We start from the raw sequence: 20482 nt of genomic DNA, 5'->3' as shown, positions 1-20482 counted from the left end.
GTCGGGGAGTTTTTGGTACTTTTTGCGGAAAAAAGTACATGAAATCCCGCGGCCGCAGGCCGCAAAAACTACCTCTTGCAAATCACGTTGAAATCGCAGAACTTGCAGGTGTCGGCGTCCTCGCACTGGCGGAAGGACACCGAGGGATCGTAGAGTTCCGCCAGCGTTTGGCGCACCAACTCCTCGAACCGTTCGGCATAAAGCGTGTAACGTCCGCCGCGGACGCCCGTTTCCCGGTCGTCGAGCGTCGGCAGGTAGTCGGGACGGTTCATCGCCCGCACGTAGTAGAGCGCGGGTTCGGCGTCGACGCCCCGCGTACGGTAGAGCATCATGGCGTAGAGCAAGGTCTGGAGGATGTTCGAAAGCCGCTGTTTGCCTTCGCCGCGGAAAAGGCTCTCCACCCCGGCGAACTCCAGGTGCGGCGCCCCGGTCTTGTAGTCCACCACGCGCAGCGTTCCGTCGTCCAGCGCGTCGATGCGGTCGGCGATGCCCGCGAACTTCATGCAAAGGGGGCGGCCCGCCGCCGTGAAATCGAATCCGTATGCCACTTCCTGCTCCAGCCCCGTGACCGTGAAACCGTCGTGCGCCGCATCGTAGGGCATCACCCCGCCCCGCAGATAGCGCGTAACGATGTCTTTGACCAGCAGCAGGTTGCCCGTATAGTCGTCGGTCGTGGCCGCGGGGTCCTGCAAATAATTCTCGTTGATCGCCGCTTCGACCGCCGCGGCGATCTCACCCGTGCGGATCATCGCCCGCAGGGTCTCGCCGGGGTGCGCCTCGCCCACGATCCGGGCATAGAGTTTCTGCACCGCGGCGTGAAGGATCGTGCCGAACATCGGGGCGTCGACCTCCTCGGCGATCTCGTCGTCGGCCTGGAGACGCGCCACGGAGTGAAAATAGAACCGCAGGGGACAGGCCACATAGCGGAAGAAAGCCGTCGGCGAGAGCGTGGCCTTCGATTCTGGGTCGGTGAAGCGTCCGAGACGCTGCATGATCCCCTCGTCCTTGGCCACCTCGATCGGATCGGTCTCGGCGAGGTTGACATCCACACCCACCTCGACCTTCCGGACGGGAAATCCGCTCTCGTAGTCGAGCTGGTAGATGTAGCGGCTCGGTTCGCCCGTCGATTTGTCGTCGGCGTGCGAGCAGTAGAGCATCCACACCCGCCGGGCGCGCTGCACGAGGCGGTAGAAATAGTAGGCGTAAACTCCCTCGTGGTGCTCGGGCGTGGGCAGTCCGTAGGCCGCCCGCAGGTTGTAGGGCACGAACGACGCCTGCGCCATGTGGTTGCCCGGGAAGTTGTCGTCGTTCATCGAGAGCAGAACGACGTTTTCGAAATCGAGGTTGCGGGTTTCGAGGATGCCCATGACCTGCACCCCTTCGAGCGGCTCGCCCTCGTAGGGGATGCGCACGGTCTGCAAATGGCGACGCAGCAGCGAGGTGTAAACCTCCGTCGTCAACTCGATGTCGCACTCGTCCAGCGAATTGCGAAGTTTGGAAATCTCCTCCGAAATCACGGCCAGAAACTCCACGCGCTGACGCCGGTCGTCGCCCTCGTAGGGCGTCCGGGCCACGGCGGCGACGACCCGCAGCAGCCAGTCGGACAGCTCGCGCCACGCGGCGGCGGGCGAAAAGATCATCCGCAGCAGGTCGTTGCGTCCCAGCCATGCGGCGTCGACCGAAATGCGCCGTTCGCGCACGATCTCGTCCTGCATGGCGCGGGTCTCGCGAGCATCGCTGTCCGCGACGTAGGGGTGCGCGAGAATGCCCACGGCGTCGGCATGGTAGAACGTGCATCCTGCGCCCTTCGTGCGGCGGTGGGCCTGCAACTCCACGAGGCGTTCGACGAAGGTGTAGGCCAGGCTGGCCCGCAGCGGATAGCCCATCGTGACGTTGACCTTCCCGATCTCGGGCGGCAGGGCGTAGAGCAGCGGCAGGAGCAGGTTTTCATCGGTCAGCACCACGGCGGTGCGCTTGTCCAGCGGCCCCCGTGCGGCCAGTTCCCGCAGGATCGCGGCGGCGTGCTTGCACTGCACGGCGTTCGACACGGCGGCCACGGCGGTCAGCTCCTTCGGACGCTCCATGTTGTCGTGCGACACGTCCCCGCGCGGCGGGAACTGCACGACGTTCTCGCGCACGAACATCCCGGCCTCCTGCTCGGGGCGGTCTTTATAATAGGAGTCGTAATCCCAGTAGAAATCGGTCTCGGCAGCCGTCGAGAGGAAGCGGAATAGCTGTTTCTCGCACTCCGACAGGGCGTTGAATCCCGCCACGACATATTGCCGCGCCTCGGGAAAGGCATACCCCTCGCCGCGGATGCGGTCGGCGGCGGCCCGCTGGACCATGCCGTTGTAGGCGATGCCCAGCTCGGAGAGCCGTTCGCGGAAGCGGGCGTAAACCGGCCCCAGGGTCTTCCAGATCGCCAGGAAGCGGCGCTTCTCCTCCGAGAGATCGGTTTCGTCGGCGAGCGTCGACCAGAAACGCAGGATTTGCAGCTGCGCGGGAGTAAGGTACGAAATGTCGGCCTCGATCTCCTTGATCTCCGAGATGTTGCGGAACAGCATCGCGGCGTCGATCCGGTATTTGTCGATGGTGTCGAAATCCGTCAGGAGCATGTCGCCCCAGAAATAGAACTTGTCGAACGGCTCGGCGTGGTATTCCGAATAGATTTTGTAGAGTTCGGTGATCAGCCGCACGCGGTCCCCGGTGCGGAGTCCCGAAATCTCGGTCGTCAGATCGTCGACCGTCACCCACCGGGGCTGCCACATCGGACGCCCGGCGATGCCCGTCAGGGCGTCGACGAAGAACAGCCGCGCACGACGCGACGGAAAGAGGATCGCCCTTTCGGAAAGCCCTTCGCCGTAACGGGCATAGAGGTCTTCGGCAACTTCGTGGAGAAAGGTTTTCATATAATGCAAAATTCACAATTCACAATAATTTAGTTTGCAGACGTTTAAAACCGACTTCAGCAAAGTCAAAATTGTGAATTATGAATTATGAATTGCGAATCACTCCACCCTTGTGATGTCGCCGCCCATGAACTTCGCGCCGCTGCGCACAATGGGCGGAGCGCCCTTGTAGGTGATCTTGCCCCCGGTCGAGGTTTTGCCCTGGAAACGGTCGGTCACCCACAGCGCAGCAACGCCCGAACTGGTGACGTTGGCCTCGGCGGCCATCACCTCCAGCCCCGCTGCTTCGAGTTTTCCGGTCGAGACGAACAGCGAAAGGTAGCGCACCGCGCCCGTCAGCGTCGCCGTGCTCTTGCCCGTAAGCTCCATTTTCAGGTCCTTGACATCCATCCGGGCCGTCACCTGCGCCATGCCGCCCACGGTCAGGTCGAGGACCGTGGCCACCAGCGTGCTGTCGAACGTCGCCACGGCGTCGGCAATGGCGACGCGCTCCAGCGAATTGTAATAAACCGTCACCGAAGTGCGGTCGGGCCGGCGGGCGTCGGAGCGTTCCGTGATGCGCAGCACCTTGTCCTTCACCTCGGCGCGGAATTTGGTCGTATAGGAACCTTTGGTGTCGTAGACGATCTTGGGGGCTTCGGTGTCGGGAACCTGCACGAATTTGACGTCGAGCGGCGCCGACACTTCGACGGCTGTAAACGACGTGAGCCATTCGCGGCGTTCCCCGGTTTCGGCGGGCTGCTGCGCCCGGCAGAGCGCTGCGGCGGCCAGCATCACGGCCGTCAGAATCATTTTCTTCATAACAAGATCTTGTTTTAGCTCCGCTAAATTACAAAATTATTGCGAAGTTCGGGATTTGTTTTGTATTTTTACCCATTAAAACGAAATTTCGGACAGTGAGAGCGAAGATTCTGAATGCAAGCGCCGGATCGGGAAAAACCTACCAGCTGGCCTACAAGTACGTCCGCGACGTGATCGACCAGCCGGGCCTCTACCGCCACATCCTCGCCGTGACCTTCACGAACAAGGCCACCGAGGAGATGAAATCGCGCATCCTGAAGGAGATCCACCGTCTGGCCTCGGGAGGCGCAAGCCCCTATCTGGGAAACCTCTGCCGCGAGCTGTCGCTCGACGAGCGTTCGGTGCGCAAACGCGCCGCCGAGGTGCGTTCGAAAATCCTGCACGACTACTCGCGCTTCACGGTGCTGACGATCGACACCTTCTTCCAGCGCATCCTGCGGGCCTTCATCAAGGAGCTGGGCATCGACCTCAATTACAATGTCGAGATCGAGACGGCTTCGGTGCTGTCGAAGGGCGCCGACACGCTCATCGAGCAGATCACCGTCGACCGCGACCTGCAACGCTGGCTCACGGAGTTCGTGCAGGAGCGCATCGACGAGGGCCGCAAATGGGACATCCGCGACGGCATCCTTTCGCTCGGCGGCGAGTTGTTCAAGGAGAAGAACAAGGACGCGCTGTCGGTGCCGCGGTCGCGCGAGGAACTGGGCCGGATCGTATCGCGCGCCGCGGCGCAGGCCGAGGCGACCAAAAAGCAATTGCAGCAGACCGCCGCCCGGGCCGTTGCGATCATCTCCCGGGCCGGACTTACGGCCGCCGACTTTTCGGGCAAGAGCCGCAGCTTCGCCAATTATTTCTTCACCGTCGCCGCGGGCGAACTGAAACCCTACGGCGCGACGGTGGCCAAGATGGCCGCCGCGCCCGAGGGCTGGGGCGCCAAGGGATCGCCCGCGCAGGCGCTGGCCCCCGAGCTGCAACCCCTGCTGCGCGAAATGTGCGACATCTACGACGCCAACCGCAAGAGCTGGAACACCTGCGACCTGCTGAAGGAGAACTACCGCAGCTTCGCCCTGCTGTCGGACCTCTACAAGCGGGTGCAGCAGCTGTGCGACGAGCAGAACATGATGCTCCTCTCGGAAACCAAATACGTCCTCTCGGAGTTCATCGGCCACAACGACGCGCCGTTCATCTACGAGAAGGTGGGCAACCGTTTCGAGCGTTTTATGATCGACGAATTCCAGGACACCTCCCTGAAGGAGTGGGAAAACTTCCTGCCCCTGCTGCAAAACGCCATGGCGCAGTCGGAGGAGACCTCGGTGCTGATCGTGGGCGACATCAAGCAGTCGATCTACCGCTGGCGGGGCGGCGACTGGAAAATCCTCCACGGCGAGGCCCAGCAGGCGCTGGGCGCGGGCGACACCCAAGTCGAGGTGCTGCGGGAGAACTGGCGGAGCCTCCCCGCGGTGGTCGCCTTCAACAACCGCATCATCGAACGGATCGTCGCCGCGGACAACCGTGCGCTGAACGAAACCCTCGCAAAGGCCTCCGAGGAGGGTTCCGTCGATCCCGCGGAGGCCGCCGCGCTGCGCGACACCCTCGCCGACGCCTACCGCGGACATGCCCAGCTCCCGCGCCGCAAGGCCGAACACCCGGGCTACGTCTCGGTCGAGACCTTCGCCGAGCGGCCGCCCGTCGTGGAGCGCATCTGCGCGCTGATCGACAAGGGATTCCGGCCGTGCGACATTATGATCCTCGTGCGCGGGGCCACCGACGGCGCGAAGGTCGCCGCCGAACTGCTCGACTTCAAACGCCGCAACGAGGACCCGCGCTACCGTTTCGACGTGATGACCCAGGAGGCTCTGATCGTGGGCAACGCCCCCGTCAGCTCGTTCATCGCCGCGGCCCTGCGGCTGGCGCTCAACCCCGACGACTCGCTCTCGCGCGCCGTCTACAACCACTACCTCGGCCGCCCGTTCGACCGGCCGCTCGACGATTCGGAACGCGATTTTTTCCGCTCGGTGCGGCTCCTGTCGCCCGAGGAGGCGTTCGAGCGGATCGTCATGCGGCACGCCCTGCAAGGCGACCGTCGGCAGACGGCCTACCTCCAGGCCATCCACGAGCAGATCATCTCGTTCTGCGCGACGAAAATCGCCGACATAGCGCTGTTCCTCCGCTGGTGGGAGGAGACGGGCAAAAACCGCTCGCTGTCGGTCGAGGAGAGCGCCACGACGGTCGAGATCACCACCATCCACAAGGCCAAGGGGCTTGAAAAGCGGGCCGTGCTCATCCCCTACTGCTCGTGGTCGCCGGACCCCAAGTCGAGCGGCACGGTGCAGAACATCGTCTGGGCCGAGGCCCGCGGCGACGGGGCCGAAGCGATCGGCCGCTTCCCGGTGAGGTACAAGAAGGCGATGGCCGAATCGGGCTTCTCGTCGGAGTACTACCGCGAGCTGGTCTACGCCCACGTCGACAACGTCAACCTGCTGTACGTGGCCCTCACGCGCGCCGCCGAGTCGCTGCACATCTTCATCCCGCAGAAGGGCGGCCGCACGGTCGGGGGGCTGCTGCTCCAGAGCATCGCAACCGACGGCGACAAGGCCCTGCTGGGCGACTTCGAAGGCAGCTGCACCATCGACGAAGCGGGCGAACACTTCGCTTTCGGGGAGTTCGCGGGCCCCGTCGCGGGCGGTTCGAAACACTCCGAGGCCGAGCACGTCATTCTGGAGGAGTACCCCACGGCGCAGGCTGACCTGCGGCTGCGGCTCCCCTCGCAACGCTATTTCGAGGACGGCGGCGAGGTCGAGCTCTCGCCCCGGAACCTCGGCATCCTGATGCACAGGGCCTTCGAGCAGGCCGACGACGAGGCCGGAATCCACGAGGCCGTGCGCGGCATGCAGGCCGACGGCACGCTGTCCGAAGCCGATGCCGCGACCCTGCGGCAGATGATCGCCCGGGCCTTGGAACACCCCGAGGTGCGCGAATGGTTCGGCGGAGGCTGGGAGCGCGTGCGCAACGAAAACGAAATCATCATCCCCGGCAGAGGGTCGACGCGGCGTCCCGACCGCGTGATGATCGACGGACGCCGGGTCGTCGTCGTCGACTACAAGTTCGGCCTGCGCGACGCCGAACGCCACCGCCGGCAGATGCGCGAATACCTCCGCCTGCTGGGCGAAATGGGTTATGCCCCGGCCGAGGGGTATCTGTGGTATGTGAAACTGGGTAAAATCGAAAAAGTGGAGCCATGAGAAGCATCCTCCGAAGCCTTCCCGCCGCATTCCGCCGCCGGGGTCTCCGCATCGCCGCGACCCTCGTGCTGCGCGCCGTGCTGAACCTGGCGGGACTCGCGGCCCTGCTGCCGGTGCTGACGCTGGTGCTCGACCCCGCGGGATTCGAGGGCGACGGGCCGCTGGCGACGGTCTACGTCTGGTCGGGCGTCGCCTCGCCGCGCACGTTCGCACTCGCGGTCTGCGGGGCCGTCGTGGGGTTCATCGTCCTCAAATGCGGCGTCAACTTCCTGCTGGCACGCGCCGAACGCCGCTACATCTACGACCTCTACCGCACCCTTTCGCGCCGCCTCTACATCGCCTACCACGACCGGGGTCTGGCCTTCATCAACAATTCGAACTCCTCGGTGCTGGCGCGCAACGTCAACGTCGTCTGCCTGGCATTCGCCGCCGGGGTCCTGCGCCCCGCCGCCGCGATGATCGCCGAGGCGATGCTCTTCGTCCTGCTGTTCGCCTCGCTGGCTCTCTACACGCCCCTCGCGGCGCTGCTCTCCGTCGTGATCTTCCTCCCCGCGGTGTGGCTCTACTACGCGCTGGTCCGCAACCGCATCAACCGTTACGGCGAACAGGAGAACCGCGCCCAGCGCGAGAAGTCGCGCCTCGTGGCCGAGACCTTCCGGGGATACGCCGACATCGAGTTGAGCGACGCCTTCCCGGGGATGCTCCGCGCCTTCGACCGCACGATGGACGAAGTGGTGCGCACCCGCTCGCGCGAGGCCGACATCGGCCAGCTGCCCCAACTCTTCACCGAGATCGGGCTTGCCGTGGGCATGGCCCTGCTGGCGGCCGTGAGCTTCGGCGGCGGGCAGTCGCAGCTGCTGTTCGGCGTCTTCGCCGTGGCGGCCCTGCGGCTGATGCCCTCCGTGCGCGGCATCATGTCGGGCTGGGCCACGATCCGCTACAACCGCTACACCATCCCCATCCTGCGCGAAGCGGCCCTCCACGAGCCGGCCTCCGCGCACCCCGGGGTCCCGACGCGCGAAACGCTGCCCTTCGAGCGCGAAATCTCGGTCCGCAACCTCTCGTTCCGCTTCACCGAAGAGAGCCGGGAACTTTTCCACGGCCTCACGCTCACCATCCGCAAGGGCGAACGCATCGGCATCCGCGGAGCGTCGGGCGCAGGCAAGACCACCCTTTTCAACCTCCTGCTGGGCCTTTACGAACCCACGTCGGGAGAAATCGCCGTCGACGGCACGCCCCTCACCGCCGCAAACCGCCGGGCATGGCAGAACCGCATCGGCTATGTCTCGCAGCGTCTGTTCCTCACCGACGGAACATTCGCGGCCAACGTCGCACCGGGCGTCCCGGACGCCGAAATCGACCGCCGCCGGGTCACCGAAGCCCTCGAAGCGGCCCAGCTGGGCGAATTCATCGCTTCGCTGCCCCTGGGGATCGACACCCCCGTCGGCGAATGCGGCAGCCGCCTCTCGGGCGGACAGCGGCAGCGCATCGGCATCGCACGCGCCCTCTACCGCCGCGCCGACGTGCTTTTCTTCGACGAGGCGACCTCGGCGCTCGACAGCCGCACCGAAGGGGAGATCAACCGTTCGATCGCCGCGATCGCCGCGCGGAATCCGGGCCTTACGCTGCTGGTGATCGCCCACCGCGAAACCTCGCTCGAATACTGCGACCGAATCATAACGCTGGAAAAATAAGATGAAGAATCGGAAGCCGTCCCTTATTCCCATCCGCCAGCTGCGACCCTCTCCCAGCGAGGGAGAGGGCCTACGATTCACCCGGCTCGTACGGCAGAGTATATCCTTGCACCGCCGGCGCGAAAAAAAATGAACGCTAACAACCGCTTTATGAATTATACGATCGCCAATATCCGCGTCTCCCTGCCCGACGCCTGCACGGGAGAGCATTTCACCCGGGCCCTGCGCCCGTTCCTGACACTCGGCGCCGGCCCTGCGGACCTCGCGCTGGAAATCGTCCCCCGGATTCCGGCCGAAGCCGATTACCGCGAACTCGACATCTTCGAGTTTCCCGACGCCGACGCCGACTGCCGTTTCGGGACCGACGCGGCGGGCTACCTGCTCGAAATGACGCCCCGCGACGGCAGCGCCCCGGCCCGCTACCGCATGGCCTACGGCGCGGCGGCGGCCCGTAGCGACATCACCCCCGGACACAATCCCGCGCTGTTCCGGTTCGGGGTCTGGATTCTTTTCAACATCGCGGCGCTGCCCCTCGGAGCCGTGGCCTTCCACTCCTCGGTGATCCGCTACCGCGGCCGGGGAGTGCTGTTCCTCGGCGAATCGGGAACAGGCAAAAGCACCCACACGCGGCTGTGGCGGGAGCATATCCCGGGTGCGGAACTGCTCAACGACGACAGTCCGATCATCCGGGCCACGGACAGCGAAGCCCTCGTCCACGGATCGCCGTGGAGCGGCAAAACGCCCTGCTACCGCAACGAGAGCTGCCCGATAGCCGCCGTCGTACGGCTCTCGCAAGCCTCGCACAACCGCATCCGCCGCCTGCGGCCGATCGAGTCCATCGGAGCGTTGCTCCCCTCCGCACCCCCGGCCTTCGCCCGCGACGAACGGCTTTCGGACGACACCTGCGGCCTGCTCTCCCGGCTGATCGCACAGGTTCCCGTCTACCACCTGGAGTGCCTGCCCGACGCGGCGGCGGCGCAGCTCGCCTGCCGAACGGTTTTCAACGACGCGACGCTATGATCCTGCTCCCCAACCAACTCTTCTTCGCCGAGGTCGAGGCGATGCTCGCCGAAGGCCGCGAGGTTCAGATCCGCATGAAGGGCCACAGCATGCGGCCCCTGCTGCGCAGCGAGCGCGACCAGGTCGTGCTGACGCCCTGCGCCGACCCCGCGCGCCTGCAACCGGGCGACGTGGTGCTGTTCCGCTGCTGCGGCCGCCACATCCTCCACCGCATCGTCCGCCGCGACGGCGAGCGCCTCACACTCGCGGGCGACGGGAACTACCGCATCACGGAACAGTGCACGACACGCGACGTCGCCGGCATCGCCGTCCGGGTCATCCGCGCCTCGGGCCGCGTCGTCGGCTGCGACTCCCCCGGCTGGCAGCTCCGATCGCGCCTCTGGCTCGCGATCCCGCCCTGGCTGCGACGGCAGGTGCTGCGCGTGCTCTGGTATTCGGGCTGGAAATGAAAAAGGCAGGGCTTTCGACAGCCCTGCTTTTTTACGGCAGCCCACGGAAGAGACCGGGAGAGAAAATCCCCGGACGGGTAGCGCCGGAGTGCGTCCCGTCCGGGGATTTCGAGGGATGTGCGGAAATATCCGCCGTGGTTCCTGCGGAGAGCCGCAAATGGCAACAAAAAAAACAGACCGGATCGCTCCGGTCTGTTTTCACATAAATCGGCCTGGACTATTCGCCCAGAGCGAACCGCTTGTAAGCCACGACCGTGGCATCCTTGTCGGCCTTGTGGATGTAGTCGGCGATCGACTCCTTCTCGCCTACCACCGGCTGGGCCAGCAGCGTGTTCTCCTCGAAGAACTTGCGCATCTTGCCTTCGGCGATCTTCTCCAGAATGGCCTCGGGTTTGTTGGCGTTCTTGGGGTCCTGCTTCATGGCCTCCACGGCGATCTTGCGCTCGTGCTCCACAACCTCTGCGGGGCAGTCCGCCTCCGAGATCGAAACGGGAGCCATGGCCGTAGCCTGCATGGTCACGGTGTGTGCGACCTCGGCGGGAATCTCCTTGTTGAAGCCCAGGATCGTACCCAGCTTCTTGTTGAAGTGCACGTAAGCGGCGCAGTAGGGAGCCTCGATGCGGCCGTAGTAAGCCAGCTCGATCTTCTCGCCCGTCTGACCCGATTTCTCGGTCACCATCTCCTCGACGGTGCGGCCCTCTGCGTTTTTCGCAGCCATCAGCGCATCGCGGTCGGCAGCGTCGTTCTTCACGGCGACCTCCAGCATGGCCTCGGCCGAAGCCGAATACTCGGAGTTCTGGGCCACGAAGTCGGTCTCGCACGCCAGGCAGAGGATGTAAGCCTTCTGGCCTACGATCTTCGTAACGACGACACCCTCGGTAGCGGTGCGGTCGGCGCGCTTGGCGACGATGAGCTTACCTTTCTCGCGGATAATGTCCTGAGCGCGGGCAAAATCACCTTCAGCTTCGATGAGGGCCTTCTTGCAGTCCATCATACCGGCGCCGGTCATCTTGCGGAGCTTCATTACATCAGCAGCTTTGATTTCCATAATCTTGTCCTTTCTCTATAAGGTTCGTAAATACAATTATTCTGCCTTTTCCTCGGCGGTCTCGGCTGCTTCAGCAACAACTTCGGCTGCTTCTGCGGGAGCGGCAGCAGGCTCCTCGTAGGGAGTCTCGACAGCGGCGACAACCTCTGCCACGGCAGCCTCCTCGGCATCGATCGCAGCCTTCACGGCCTTCTTGATGCGGGGCTTGCCCTCCTTCTTAACGGTTGCACCCTCGGCGTCAGCCTCCTGTGCCTCCTTCTCCTTTTCGAGCTTGCGCTCCTCGGTGCCCTCGGCGATAGCGGCGCACATGGCTTCGAGAACCACGGCGATCGACTTGGTGGCATCGTCATTTGCAGGGATAACGTAATCAATGTCGGTCGGATCACAACAAGTGTCTACCATTGCAAATACGGGGATGCTGAGGCGTTTGGCCTCCTTCACGGCGTTGGCCTCCTTCTGTACGTCGACGACGAACAGAGCCGCCGGAAGACGCGTCAGGTCGGCGATCGAGCCGAGGTTCTTCTCCAGTTTCGCACGCTGGCGGGAGATCTGGAGTTTTTCGCGCTTGGAGAAATTATCGAACGTGCCGTCGGTCGCCATCTTGTCGATGGTGGACATTTTCTTGACGGCTTTACGTATGGTGGGGAAGTTTGTCAGCATACCGCCGGCCCAACGCTCGGTGACGTAAGGCATACCGACGGCTGCCACCTTTTCGGCAACAATGTCCTTGGCCTGTTTCTTGGTCGCTACGAACAGCACGCGGCGACCGCTCTTGGCGATCTGCTTGATGGCCGCAGCAGCCTCATCGATCTTCAGGACGGTTTTGTGCAGGTCGATGATGTGGATGCCGTTCTTCTCCATGAAGATGTAAGGAGCCATTTTGGGGTTCCATTTGCGCTTCAGGTGACCGAAGTGCGCACCGGCTTCCAATAATGTATTAAAATCTGTACGTGACATTTTAATTCAATTCGTTGATTAATTTTAATTCTCTTTTCTTCAACCCTCCGGGTAGCGGCCTGGCCGGTCCCGGGGAGTTTTCCGCGGCGCGGCAACCAGATAGTAGACTAATTAAAAATTAAGAATTAAAAATGAAAAATTCCCAATATATAATAAGTATCCATGTGGTTTGAGAACCGTCGCCGTGCGTTGCCGAAATTCCGGTCGTGCGTATTAACGCTTGCTGAACTGGAACTTGCGGCGTGCACCGGGCTGACCGGGCTTCTTACGCTCAACCTCGCGGGAATCGCGCGTGAGGAATCCGGCCTTCTTCAGCACCGGACGCATCTCCGCGTCGATTTCGCACAGTGCGCGTGCGATGCCCAGACGAGCGGCCGAAGCCTGTCCCGTAATACCACCGCCATCGAGGTTGATGACGATGTCGTAATCTGGAGAATTTCGAGCGGGAAGTAAACTTCAAGCGCTTTGCGGTTGATTGTAATCTGACCCTTACCCGGCTTCACGTATACGCGAGCCACAGCGGCCTTACGACGACCTACGGTGTTTACAACTTCCATAACTCTTACTTAATCTCGTTTAATTTAATAGTCTTCGGGTTCTGTGCGGCGTGGGGATGCTCTGCGCCGGCATAGACCTTCAGGTTCGACAGCAGCTTGTCGCCCAGACGGGTCTTGGGCAGCATGCCTTTGACGGCCTTCTCGATGAGGAAGGTCGGTTTCTTTGCCAGATAGTCGGCAGGCGTAGCGAAACGCTGGCCGCCGGGGTATCCGGTGTGACGCGTGTAGACCTTGTCGGTCATTTTGTTGCCCGTGAGCTTCACCTTCTCCGCGTTGATGACGATGACGTAGTCACCACAGTCGACGTGGGGTGTGTAGCTGGGCTTGTTCTTGCCTCGGAGGATCTTCGCGACCTGCGATGCAAGACGTCCCAATACCTCGTTCGTAGCGTCGATCACCACCCATTCCTTGGTGACGGTCGCAGCGTTCGCCGAGATAGTCTTGTAGCTTAATGAATCCACTGTTTTTACGTTTAATTTAACTTATTGTAATCCGTTCCCCGCACATTGCGGGTGCGCAAAGGTACGAAAAAGTTTCTGATCTGCAAAAACAAATGAAAATCAAAATCGAAAACCGCGCAAAAAAACCGCAACGGCCCCGTATTCAGGAGAGTTGCGGCATTCCGAAGCAGGAGCGCGGCGTTAGCGGGCGCCCTTGGCAGGCAGGCGGCAGGCGGGCGGCTGTGTCAATACGAACGGGATGAACCCCGGTTCCGGCCGGCGGCGCCGCTCGGGAACCGCAGTTCCGAGCGAATTTTGAAATCGACCGGCAGCGTGTATTCCACCCGGACGAGCGCACCGTCCTGCCTGCCCGGCGTCCACCGCGACGCACGTCCAAGCACACGAGCGACCGCTTCCGAAAATTGCGGATGCGGCGACTCGAGAATCTCCACCATCGTAATCCGCCCCTCCTTGTCGACGACGAATGCCGCGACCACACGCCCCTGCACACCCCGTTTCAGCATGTCCGACGGGTACCTCACTTCAGCCATCACCCAACTCCGGAATTTATCCAGCCCGCCTCCGAAGAACTTCGGCATGACCTCGACCACCCGGTAAGCGTCTTTATCGCTGTATTCCGCTCCGGCGGCCCCGGGACCGAAGGCTACCGGCATCGAGACCCCGAAACGAACCCGCTCTCCGTCAATCGTCGCCGGAGTCCACGCAGGAGCCGCGGCAATGGCCTGACGCACCGTCTGTTCCAAAGCATCCTCGTCCCGATATTTCGGTTTGGGGGCAGGAGTCACCCGCCCGTCCTTTCCGACGACAAACCGCAGGATCAGTTTCCGCGGCTCCGTGAGCGCACCCGGACCCATCAGGCTGTCGACCTGCCGCTGCACCCACGCACGAAACCCGTCCGGACCGCCGCCGCAGAACAGGGGCATCCTATCGGCCGTCGTATGGATGTCGCACTCCTCGGCGCAAAGCCCCAGCTCCTCCTGTCCCGCAGGAGGGGCGACCAACCGGAAGACGAATCGCATCTCCAGCTCCGTTTTTACGGGTTTCCCCTTCGTCCGTCCGGGCGACCATTTCGGCGACAGGGCGATCGTCTTGCAGAGCCGGTCGGCAAAATGCCGCTCCTCGCAATGCGTGACCTTCAGATCGGTCAGCGTCCCTTTTTTGTCGATGGCGAACACAACTTCGACCTTCGCCTCATCCCCGACATCGTAGCGATCGGCCGGAAACCGCAGGTTGCGGATCACCCAGATTTTGAAGCATTCCGGACGGCTTCCCTGAAAAGAGGGGTCCATCTTTTCGGGCCAAAGGCTGGCCGCCGCACCGGCGTTTTTTCCGGGGATCTTTTCCTCTCCGGCGGTTTTCGCGGCGGTCGCAGCCGCATGCAGCGACGCAAGGCCGAAAAGCACCATAAACAAGCGTTTCATAATAAGGCAGGAGTTTTAGGTTTCATAAATATAGCGAAAAATGCGAGACTTGCAACGGCACGGGCGCAAAAAAGAGGGTCCGGCGAACCGAAACCCTCTTGCAACCGTATCGGGCCGTGCGGCCCGGAACGCGATTCCCTATCCGAGGAACGAAAGCAGAATGCCCGCGGCGACCGCCGAACCGACCACGCCGGCCACGTTGGGACCCATGGCGTGCATCAGCAGGAAGTTCGAGGGATCGGCCTTCTGGCCCTCGGTCTGCGACACGCGGGCGGCCATCGGGACGGCCGAAACGCCGGCCGAACCGATCAGCGGATTGATCTTGTTGTCGCCCTTCGAGAAGAAGTTCATCACCTTGGCGAGCAGCACGCCGCCGGCGGTTCCCATCGCGAAGGCGATCACGCCCAGCACGAGGATGAACAGCGTCCGCGGATTGAGGAACGCCTCGGCCGTAGCCGTAGCTCCCACCGTGAGACCCAGGAAGATGACGACAATGTTCATCAGTTCGTTCTGCACCGTCTTCGACAGACGGTCCACCACGCCGCACTCCTTCATCAGGTTGCCCAGCATGAGACAGCCGACGAGCGGAGCGGCCGACGGCAGCAGCAGCGCGATGATCACGGTGATGATCAGCGGGAAGAGGATCTTCTCGGTCTTCGACACCGGACGCAGCTGGCGCATCTTGATCTTACGCTCCTTCTCGGTGGTCAGCATGCGCATGATCGGCGGCTGAATCACCGGCACGAGGGCCATGTAGGAGTAGGCGGCCACGGCGATCGGGCCGAGCAGCTCGGGAGCCAGAATCGCGGTCAGGTAGATCGACGTGGGACCGTCGGCGCCGCCGATGATGCCGATCGAACCGGCCTCGGCGGGCGAGAACCCGAGCGCATAAGCGCCGATGAACGTGAGGAAAATACCGATCTGCGCCGCGGCTCCCAGCAGGAAGCTCTTGGGGTTGGCGATCAGCGGGCCGAAGTCGGTCATGGCGCCCACGCCCACGAAGATAAGGCAGGGATAGATGCCGAGCTTCACGCCCAGATAGAGGTAATCGAGGAGTCCCGCCTGGGCGACGAAAATATCCCAGTGGACGTGCCCCCCGGCAAAAAGTTCCGTATGGTAGAGGTTCGCTCCGGGAAGGTTCGTCAGCAGCATGCCGAACGCGATGGTCAGCAGCAGCAGCGGTTCGAACTTATGTTTGATGGCCAGGTACAGCAGAAAGAAGGCCACACAGATCATAATCAGACTGCCCCACCCCATATTGGCGAAAAGACCGGCCACGCCCGTCGATTCGGCAAAGGTTTCAAGGCTTTCCAGCACGAAATTGGAGCTGGAAGTCAATGCATTCCACATAGTCCTACCCGATTACGATTAAAACGTCGCCTTCCATGACCGTAGCGCCCTGCTGCACGAGAATCTGCTTCACGACACCGGCGCGGTCGGCGTCGATGTTGTTCTCCATCTTCATGGCTTCGAGCACGACGAGCGTCTGTCCTGCCGCGACGGTATCGCCCACAGCCACCTTTACGCTCAACACGGTGCCCGGCAGCGGGCATTTCACGCTGGAACCCGACGTCGAAGGCGCGGGAGCGATGCGCGGCGAAGGAGTGGCCGTCGAGGGAGTGATCATGGCGCTGTTGGCCGACTTGGGGGCCGGGGACACCTGGGGTTTGGAGACCGTCGAGGCTTTCGCGCCCTCGATCTCGACTTCGTAATCCACGCCGTTGACCACGACGTGCGCTACCGTCGAGGCCTCGTTCACGTCGTCGATCTGGACGTTGTAATTATGTCCGTTGATTTTCAAAGAGTAATCTTTCATTTTCTTTTTTGGGTTGTCTTGTTCCGACGCAGGGTCCTATCTCCGGTCGGGAAGCTGGGTTAAACCGTGAATTTTCGAATTCCAGGGCGAATAGGCCCGCTTGATGTTGAGAATGGTCAGCACCTCGGACTCGCGGTCGTGCAGGGCGCCCTTGTAGATCTTGAGCGCCGTAGCGATGGCTGCGATCTCCTCCTCGCTGATCATCGGCTGGGCGTCGACCTTCCTGCCGCTCGCCGGACGGACCCGGAAGCAGGCCCCGAAGGCCTTCATAATGAAGATCAGCGCCACTAGCAGGATAAACACCAGGCTGAACCCGATCAGCGACACCCAGAGTATCTCGGACCATCCCCAGTTCATAACTGTCAGTATTGTCATCTTTTCAGTCTGTTAGAGAGGAATGTTCGAATGTTTCTTCGCGGGGTTCTGCAAACGCTTCGTAGCCAGCGACTGCAAGGCGCGGATCACACGGAAACGCGTGTTGCGCGGCTCGATCACGTCGTCGATATAGCCGTAGCGTGCGGCGTTGTAGGGGTTGGAGAACTTGTCGTTGTACTCCTGCTCCTTCTCGGCGATGAACTTCGCCTTCTCCTCCGGTTTGTCGGCCAGCTCCTTCAGCTCCTTGCCGTAGAGCACCTCGACGGCGCCGCTGGCGCCCATCACGGCGATCTCGGCCGTCGGCCATGCGTAGTTGATGTCGCCGCGGATGTGCTTCGACGACATGACGATGTATGCGCCTCCGTAAGCCTTGCGCAGCGTCACAGTGATCTTCGGCACGGTGGCCTCGCAGTAGGCGAACAGCAGCTTCGCGCCGTGGGTGATCACGCCGCCGTACTCCTGGGTCGTACCCGGCAGGAAGCCCGGAACGTCCACCAGCGTCACGATCGGGATGTTGAACGCGTCGCAGAAACGCACGAAGCGCGCAGCCTTGCGGCTGGCGTTGATGTCCAGCACGCCGGCCATGAACTTGGGCTGGTTGGCGATGATGCCCACCGACTGGCCGTTGAAACGCGCGAAGCAGGTGATGATGTTCTTGGCATAGCCTGCGGCCGATTCGAGGAACTCGCCGTTGTCGACGATGGCCTTGATCACCTCGGTCATGTCGTAGGGCTTGTTGGCGCTGTCGGGAATGATCTCGTTGAGCGAATCCTCCAGACGGGTGATCTTATCGGTGCAGACGGCCAGCGGAGCGTCCTCCATGTTGTTCTGCGGCATGTAGGAGATCAGCTTCTTGATCAGCCCGATACCCTCCTCCTCGGTGTCGACGGCGAACTGCGCCACGCCCGACTTGGTGGTGTGCATCAGGGCGCCGCCCAGCTGCTCCTGCGTCACGTCCTCGCCCGTCACGGTCTTCACGACCTTCGGGCCGGTGAGGAACATGTTCGAGGTCTCCTTCTTCATAATGATGAAGTCGGTCAGCGCGGGCGAATAGACCGCACCGCCTGCGCAGGGGCCGAAGATGGCCGAAATCTGCGGAATGACGCCCGACGACATCACGTTGCGCTGGAAGATGTTGGCGTAACCGGCCAGGGCGTTGACGCCCTCCTGGATACGCGCGCCGCCCGAGTCGTTCATGCCGATGCAGGGCGCGCCGTTGCGCATGGCCATGTCCATCACCTTGCAGATCTTGTCGGACATCGACAGCGACAGCGAACCGGCCGTCACGGTGAAATCCTGTGCGAAGACATAGACCAGACGTCCGTCGATCGTGCCGTAACCCGTCACCACGCCGTCGCCGAAGGTGTGCTTGCGATCCATGCCGAAATCGTAGCAGCGATGGGTCACAAACATATCGAACTCCTCGAACGAACCTTCGTCGAGGAGCATCTGAATACGCTCGCGGGCCGTGTACTTGCCCTTATCGTGCTGTTTGTCGATCGCCTTCTGGCCGCCGCCGAGACGCGCGGTTTCGCGGTTCTCGATCAGTTTGTTGATCTTTTCCTGTATCTGGCTCATAATCCTATTTGTTTTTGTTTTCGCAAAGCTCCGTCAGAATGCCCTGGGTCGATTTCGGGTGCAGGAAGGCGATGGTCATGCCCTCGGCGCCCTTGCGGGGGGTCTTGTCGATCAGACGGATGCCCTTGGCCTCCGCGTCGGCGAGCTGCTCCTCGATGTTTTCGCAGGCCAGCGCCATGTGGTGAATGCCGACGCCGCGGTTCTCGATGTACTTTGCGATCGTCGAATCCTCCGAAGTCGGCTCCAGCAATTCGATCTTGGTCTGCCCCAGCATGAAGAACGCCGTGCGGACCTTCTGGTCGGCGACCTCCTCGATGGCATAGCACTTCAGACCCAATACGTTCTCCCAGTAGGGAATCGCCTCGTCGAGACTCTTCACGGCAACGCCAAGATGCTCGATATGAGAAACTTTCATAGCAAAATTTAAATTTAAGTTAGTGGATATTCGTATGTTGTTTCGTTCGTTGTTATTTTGCGAACACAAAGATAGACGAATCTTTCAGAACCGCCAAAATTCGGAGTACTTTTTTTGGCAATAACTTCGGGTTCGAAATTCGCAGGAAATGTCCGGAAAGGCGATTCGTTCCGGCGGAGCCTCCGGCGGCCTGCGGTTTGAAAGCCGGGGTTACAGCGACGTGTAAATCTGCATCAGCCGTTCCGCCACGGCGTATTCGGAGAACAGTTCGGCGCGGCGGCGTTCGCGCTCCTGCATCGTGCGGCGCCACGACACGTCTTCCAACGCGTTTTCGAGCGCCGCGAGAACCTCGCCCCGCGCCTCCGGACGCACATAGGCGGCGGCCTCTCCGGCGGCTTCGCGGTTGACCTGCGTGTCGCTCAAGACCATCGGCAAACCCGCCCGCAGGGCCTCGACCACGGGGACGACCGACGCCTCGGCATCGGCGTCGGGCAGATAGGCGAAGACCCGCGCCAGACGGAACAGCGCCGGAAGGTCCGAAGGGGTCAGTTCGTAGATGAAATCCACCCGTGCGGCGATGCGGCGGGCGCGGGCATAGCCCAGCAGATAGTCGGACCAGGCCGTGCGGCGGCCGCAGACGACCACCCCGGCCGGGGACGCAGCGTCGGCCAGAGCCGCGAAAACCGCCTGATGGTTGTGCCGCGGCTCGACGGTCCCTATCATCAATATAAAATGCTCTGGAAGAGCATACTTGCGGCGCACGTGTTCAAGTTCCGCTTGAGATGGATTTCCGCGCGGAGCCGGAACCGCCAGCGGCACCATGACCTCGATCTTCGAAGGGTCGATATTGAGGCGTTCCGACAGCTCCTCGCGGGCCGGAGTGCTGACCGTGATGACCCGGCCGGCCCGCCGGAGCGCACGGCGGTAGAGCGTCAGGACGAAAAGCCGTTCGGCAAACGTATAGAGATGCGGATAGCGCAGGAAATTGAGATTCGGGACCGTCATCACCGAAGGCACGCGCCGCAGATGCACGGACAACGGCAGCGACGACCTAAAGCCGTGGTAGAGGTCAACACCATCATTCACCTCTGCGCCAATGATATATTCATGCTCCGGAGCGTAGCGCGCCAGCACGCTGGCGAGGTGCTGGAAGTAAGTCCCGCGGAGTGCGGCGGGAGCCGTGTCGAGTCCTATTTTCATAACTTGATTCTAAAAAATTGGTCCATATGCCAAATAATTGTTATCTTTATCGAATAAAACAAGGCTCTCTTATGAAGAAAATGCTGCTTATATGGCTGTTGGCCGCGGGTTTCGCGTCCGCGGGAGCCACGGCCCAGAACATCGCCCTCGGCGAACGCGTTCCCGAACTCAAAATCCAGACGTGGCTCGACAACCGCCAGCCCGAACCGGCCCCGACGACCTACATCGAATTTTTCCATTCGACGAATCCCGCGTGCAAAACCTCGCTCGAACGCCTGAAGGAAATCACGGGCAAATCGGGTACCAAACTGCGCGTGATCGTCGTGACGAAGGAGGACCCCGCGAAAATAGCCCCGCTGCTGCGCCCCTACCTCTCGGAACGGATCTCCGTGGGCCTCAACGCCGAAAAGAGTTTCACGGCGTTCGGCGTCAGCTACCTGCCGTTCGGCGTGCTGACCGACGCCAAGAACCGCACCCTCTGGATGGGCAATTCCCTGCAAATCAACGAAAAACTGATCGAACAATCAACACGCTGACAC

General features: G+C 62.0%; 17 protein-coding genes and 1 pseudogene. 5 read left to right on the top strand and 13 right to left on the bottom strand.

Features of this window, described 5'->3' with window-relative positions; genetic code table 11:
* Positions 1-68 precede the first annotated feature (68 nt).
* Both BHV64_RS11225 and BHV64_RS11220 read right to left on the bottom strand, forming a co-directional pair.
* Positions 69-2909, bottom strand: coding sequence for a PD-(D/E)XK nuclease family protein (locus BHV64_RS11225; RefSeq protein WP_217727031.1), 2841 nt, complete (start codon positions 2907-2909; stop codon positions 69-71).
* Between the two features lie 99 nt (positions 2910-3008).
* Positions 3009-3710, bottom strand: a complete 702-nt coding sequence (locus BHV64_RS11220; protein WP_015545995.1) for a GIN domain-containing protein — start codon at positions 3708-3710, stop codon at positions 3009-3011.
* A 95-nt stretch (positions 3711-3805) separates the two neighbouring features.
* Here BHV64_RS11220 and BHV64_RS11215 point away from each other — a divergent pair, with 95 nt between their 5' ends.
* From BHV64_RS11215 to BHV64_RS11200, 4 genes are all read left to right on the top strand, one after another.
* Positions 3806-6952, top strand: coding sequence for a UvrD-helicase domain-containing protein (locus tag BHV64_RS11215; protein ID WP_288115964.1), 3147 nt, complete (start codon positions 3806-3808; stop codon positions 6950-6952).
* A complete protein-coding gene (locus tag BHV64_RS11210; RefSeq protein WP_217727035.1) occupies positions 6949-8646 on the top strand; it encodes an ABC transporter ATP-binding protein in 1698 nt (565 codons plus the stop codon). The genes BHV64_RS11215 and BHV64_RS11210 overlap by 4 nt, the downstream gene beginning before the upstream one ends.
* A gap of 150 nt (positions 8647-8796) precedes the next feature.
* Positions 8797-9666, top strand: coding sequence for a hypothetical protein (locus BHV64_RS11205; protein ID WP_217727094.1), 870 nt, complete (start codon positions 8797-8799; stop codon positions 9664-9666).
* Complete coding sequence (locus BHV64_RS11200; protein WP_254886345.1) at positions 9663-10115, top strand: S24/S26 family peptidase; 453 nt, start codon at positions 9663-9665, stop codon at positions 10113-10115. The genes BHV64_RS11205 and BHV64_RS11200 overlap by 4 nt, the downstream gene beginning before the upstream one ends.
* Before the next feature lie 217 nt (positions 10116-10332).
* On the opposite strand, the gene tsf is transcribed toward BHV64_RS11200, so the two are convergent.
* From tsf to BHV64_RS11145, 11 genes and pseudogenes are all read right to left on the bottom strand, one after another.
* A complete protein-coding gene (gene tsf / locus BHV64_RS11195; RefSeq protein ID WP_118406845.1) occupies positions 10333-11163 on the bottom strand; it encodes a translation elongation factor Ts in 831 nt (276 codons plus the stop codon).
* A gap of 36 nt (positions 11164-11199) precedes the next feature.
* Complete coding sequence (gene rpsB, locus BHV64_RS11190) at positions 11200-12120, bottom strand: 30S ribosomal protein S2 (protein WP_022061028.1); 921 nt, start codon at positions 12118-12120, stop codon at positions 11200-11202.
* Positions 12121-12333: 213 nt separating this feature from the next.
* Positions 12334-12677, bottom strand: a pseudogene (rpsI, locus tag BHV64_RS11185) (30S ribosomal protein S9).
* A gap of 5 nt (positions 12678-12682) precedes the next feature.
* Positions 12683-13138 carry a 50S ribosomal protein L13 gene (gene rplM, locus BHV64_RS11180; protein ID WP_022061030.1) on the bottom strand — a complete coding sequence of 152 codons (456 nt, stop codon included), beginning with the start codon at positions 13136-13138 and terminating at the stop codon, positions 12683-12685.
* 224 nt (positions 13139-13362) lie between these two features.
* Positions 13363-14559 carry an energy transducer TonB gene (locus BHV64_RS11175; protein ID WP_217727036.1) on the bottom strand — a complete coding sequence of 399 codons (1197 nt, stop codon included), beginning with the start codon at positions 14557-14559 and terminating at the stop codon, positions 13363-13365.
* Positions 14560-14697: 138 nt separating this feature from the next.
* Positions 14698-15909 (bottom strand): sodium ion-translocating decarboxylase subunit beta, encoded by a 1212-nt coding sequence (locus BHV64_RS11170; protein WP_205760775.1) that lies wholly within the window; start codon positions 15907-15909, stop codon positions 14698-14700.
* 4 nt (positions 15910-15913) lie between these two features.
* Complete coding sequence (locus BHV64_RS11165) at positions 15914-16375, bottom strand: biotin/lipoyl-containing protein (RefSeq protein WP_015545987.1); 462 nt, start codon at positions 16373-16375, stop codon at positions 15914-15916.
* Between the two features lie 36 nt (positions 16376-16411).
* The gene (locus tag BHV64_RS11160; RefSeq protein WP_229028689.1) at positions 16412-16750 is read right to left on the bottom strand and encodes an OadG family protein; all 339 of its coding nucleotides are present in this window, start codon (positions 16748-16750) and stop codon (positions 16412-16414) included.
* A 12-nt stretch (positions 16751-16762) separates the two neighbouring features.
* Positions 16763-18328: an acyl-CoA carboxylase subunit beta gene (locus BHV64_RS11155; RefSeq protein WP_015545985.1), complete on the bottom strand. Its 1566-nt coding sequence runs from the start codon at positions 18326-18328 to the stop codon at positions 16763-16765.
* A gap of 4 nt (positions 18329-18332) precedes the next feature.
* Positions 18333-18743 (bottom strand): methylmalonyl-CoA epimerase, encoded by a 411-nt coding sequence (gene mce, locus BHV64_RS11150; RefSeq protein WP_022061034.1) that lies wholly within the window; start codon positions 18741-18743, stop codon positions 18333-18335.
* Between the two features lie 210 nt (positions 18744-18953).
* Complete coding sequence (locus BHV64_RS11145; RefSeq protein ID WP_217727038.1) at positions 18954-19943, bottom strand: glycosyltransferase; 990 nt, start codon at positions 19941-19943, stop codon at positions 18954-18956.
* A 71-nt stretch (positions 19944-20014) separates the two neighbouring features.
* Here BHV64_RS11145 and BHV64_RS11140 point away from each other — a divergent pair, with 71 nt between their 5' ends.
* Positions 20015-20479 (top strand): hypothetical protein, encoded by a 465-nt coding sequence (locus BHV64_RS11140; protein ID WP_217727039.1) that lies wholly within the window; start codon positions 20015-20017, stop codon positions 20477-20479.
* Positions 20480-20482 lie beyond the last annotated feature (3 nt).

This window comes from Alistipes sp. 56_sp_Nov_56_25, assembly GCF_001915285.1.
Taxonomy (GTDB): Bacteria; Bacteroidota; Bacteroidia; order Bacteroidales; family Rikenellaceae; genus Alistipes; species Alistipes shahii.
This window is presented reverse-complemented; position numbering and strand designations above follow the sequence as displayed.

Excerpts from the sequence above, each read along its gene's own strand:
- BHV64_RS11140 (WP_217727039.1), top strand. The coding sequence starts at position 20,015 with ATGAAGAAAATGCTGCTTATATGGCTGTTGGCCGCGGGTTTCGCGTCC.
- mce (WP_022061034.1), bottom strand. The coding sequence starts at position 18,743 with ATGAAAGTTTCTCATATCGAGCATCTTGGCGTTGCCGTGAAGAGTCTC.
- BHV64_RS11170 (WP_205760775.1), bottom strand. The coding sequence starts at position 15,909 with ATGTGGAATGCATTGACTTCCAGCTCCAATTTCGTGCTGGAAAGCCTT.
- BHV64_RS11225 (WP_217727031.1), bottom strand. The coding sequence starts at position 2,909 with ATGAAAACCTTTCTCCACGAAGTTGCCGAAGACCTCTATGCCCGTTAC.
- tsf (WP_118406845.1), bottom strand. The coding sequence starts at position 11,163 with ATGGAAATCAAAGCTGCTGATGTAATGAAGCTCCGCAAGATGACCGGC.
- BHV64_RS11160 (WP_229028689.1), bottom strand. The coding sequence starts at position 16,750 with ATGACAATACTGACAGTTATGAACTGGGGATGGTCCGAGATACTCTGG.
- BHV64_RS11155 (WP_015545985.1), bottom strand. The coding sequence starts at position 18,328 with ATGAGCCAGATACAGGAAAAGATCAACAAACTGATCGAGAACCGCGAA.
- BHV64_RS11205 (WP_217727094.1), top strand. The coding sequence starts at position 8,797 with ATGAATTATACGATCGCCAATATCCGCGTCTCCCTGCCCGACGCCTGC.
- BHV64_RS11210 (WP_217727035.1), top strand. The coding sequence starts at position 6,949 with ATGAGAAGCATCCTCCGAAGCCTTCCCGCCGCATTCCGCCGCCGGGGT.
- BHV64_RS11165 (WP_015545987.1), bottom strand. The coding sequence starts at position 16,375 with ATGAAAGATTACTCTTTGAAAATCAACGGACATAATTACAACGTCCAG.
- BHV64_RS11220 (WP_015545995.1), bottom strand. The coding sequence starts at position 3,710 with ATGAAGAAAATGATTCTGACGGCCGTGATGCTGGCCGCCGCAGCGCTC.
- BHV64_RS11175 (WP_217727036.1), bottom strand. The coding sequence starts at position 14,559 with ATGAAACGCTTGTTTATGGTGCTTTTCGGCCTTGCGTCGCTGCATGCG.
- BHV64_RS11200 (WP_254886345.1), top strand. The coding sequence starts at position 9,663 with ATGATCCTGCTCCCCAACCAACTCTTCTTCGCCGAGGTCGAGGCGATG.
- rpsB (WP_022061028.1), bottom strand. The coding sequence starts at position 12,120 with ATGTCACGTACAGATTTTAATACATTATTGGAAGCCGGTGCGCACTTC.
- BHV64_RS11145 (WP_217727038.1), bottom strand. The coding sequence starts at position 19,943 with ATGAAAATAGGACTCGACACGGCTCCCGCCGCACTCCGCGGGACTTAC.